The sequence below is a fragment of the Phenylobacterium sp. genome (assembly GCF_031181185.1).
GTDB lineage: Bacteria > Pseudomonadota > Alphaproteobacteria > Caulobacterales > Caulobacteraceae > Phenylobacterium.
Map to the genome: position 1 here is coordinate 1 of NZ_JAPSKZ010000328.1, position 1,736 is coordinate 1,736.

Consider the following 1,736-nt stretch of genomic DNA (forward strand, 5'->3'; position numbering starts at 1 on the left):
AGATCGACATCCGCGGGATGCTGGACGCCATCGGCTACACCGGGACCGATCCCTTCGGGGCCGGCTACCTGAAGCTGATCGACGACGGCGCCGGCGGGACCAAGGTGCTGTTCGACCGTGATGCGGCCGGCACGGCCCAGCAGTGGCCCAACTACGTTTTCCAGGTGGAGAAGGTCGCCCCGTCCCAGCTCGGCGCCTCGGACTGGATCTTCCAGTAAAGAAAAGCCCCGCCGGCTTGCCGGCGGGGCCAGGGTCAACAGAGCTCGACTAGAGAGAGCTGCTGGGAGTCTTACTGCTTCGCGAGCTGCGTGCCGTCCGTCTTGGCGACGGCCTTGGCGTTGCAGTCGGCCAGCTTGGCGTCGTCCAGGGCCTTGCGGCCGGCGAACGACGAGACCGCGCCGACCTTCGAAGCGATGGTCTTGCAGGTGGCGGTGGCGAAGGTCTGCGACGTCGGGGCCGCCGCCACGCAGGCGTCGCCTTCGCAGACGAACATCGCGCCGCCGGCGATGAACTTGGTCTTTTCGGCGACCGGAGCTTGCAGCTTCGCGGTCACGGCGTCGGCGGCGAAGGCTTGGCCGGCGGCCAGGGTGGTCAGGGCGGCGCAGGCGGCCGCAAAGGTACGGAGCTTCATCGAGAGCCCTCCAGCGTTTCGGGGAGTGGCGGCGCCCTGCTCGAGGCGCCGGCCCCTTCCGCCGCGTGGGACCGCCGCAGGTATCCCCACCTGCGGCGCACGACGAACTGAGCAACGTAAAGATAACGGTGTTAAGATCGCGGGTGCAACCGCTATTTGCGCAACGTCGCTATGCGGGAATGCAGAGCTGGGCCGGTCCGTCTGCGACGTTCATATCTCGTCAATCTTGTTTGGCGTTCCGTCGGCCTGAGATATTGGACCCCAGCCGGGGGCGGCTGCGAACGCTAGGACGACGCACATATGGCCAATGCGGGACAGGGCGGCCAAGGATCCCGGCCGCCCCGCCAGAAGCGCTCACCCCTGCAGGCGCTGATCTACTGGGTGCTGGTGCTGGGCGTCTGGGGCCTGATCTTCCTGGTCGCCTTCTTCGCCGTGTTCGCGGTCGACCTGCCGGACACCTCCAGCCTCTACGACGTCAAGCGCCAGCCGTCGGTGTCATACTTGGACCGGTCCGGCGGCCTGGTGGCCGTCCGCGGCAGCCAGTACGCGCCGCCCGTGGACCTGGACCGCCTGCCCAAGCACGTGCCGCAGGCGTTCATCGCCGTCGAGGACCGCTGGTACTACTGGCACTTCGGGTTCAACCCGTGGGGCATCATCCGCAGCCAGATCTACAACATGCGCCGGGAGAGCGGCCCGTTGCGCGGCGGCTCGACCATCACCCAGCAGTTGGCGCGCAACCTCTTCCTGACGCCCAGCCAGAACTACCGGCGCAAGGCTCAGGAGCTCATCCTGGCCATGTGGCTGGAGGCGCGGTTCTCGAAGAAGCAGATCCTCGAGCTCTATCTGAACCGAGTCTATTTCGGCGCCGGCGCCTACGGCATCGAGGCCGCCTCCCAGCGCTATTTCGGCAAACCCGCCGAACGCCTGACGCTGGGCGAGGCCGCCCTGCTGGCCGGCATGATGAAGGGCCCGTCGCGCTATTCGCCGGTTTCGGCCACCGACCGCGCGGCGCGGCGCGCGACCATCGTGCTGGACGAGATGGTCGAGGCGAAGTTCATCACGCCTCAGGAGCGAGAGGCCGCCTTCCGAACCAAGGTGCGCGTGA

At 67.5% G+C, this 1,736-nt stretch carries 3 protein-coding genes; 2 read left to right on the forward strand and 1 reads right to left on the reverse strand.

Translation table 11 applies throughout. The features are described 5' to 3' along the window. A partial coding sequence (locus RIF93_RS20535) for a hypothetical protein (RefSeq protein ID WP_309093295.1) occupies nucleotides 1-218 on the forward strand: 218 nt, incomplete at its 5' end. 71 nt (nucleotides 219-289) lie between these two features. On the opposite strand, the gene RIF93_RS20540 is transcribed toward RIF93_RS20535, so the two are convergent. Next, the gene (locus RIF93_RS20540) at nucleotides 290-631 is read right to left on the reverse strand and encodes a hypothetical protein (protein ID WP_309093296.1); all 342 of its coding nucleotides are present in this window, start codon (nucleotides 629-631) and stop codon (nucleotides 290-292) included. A 300-nt stretch (nucleotides 632-931) separates the two neighbouring features. Here RIF93_RS20540 and RIF93_RS20545 point away from each other — a divergent pair. Beyond that, nucleotides 932-1,736 (forward strand): transglycosylase domain-containing protein (locus RIF93_RS20545; protein WP_309093297.1); only part of this gene is annotated, 805 nt, incomplete at its 3' end.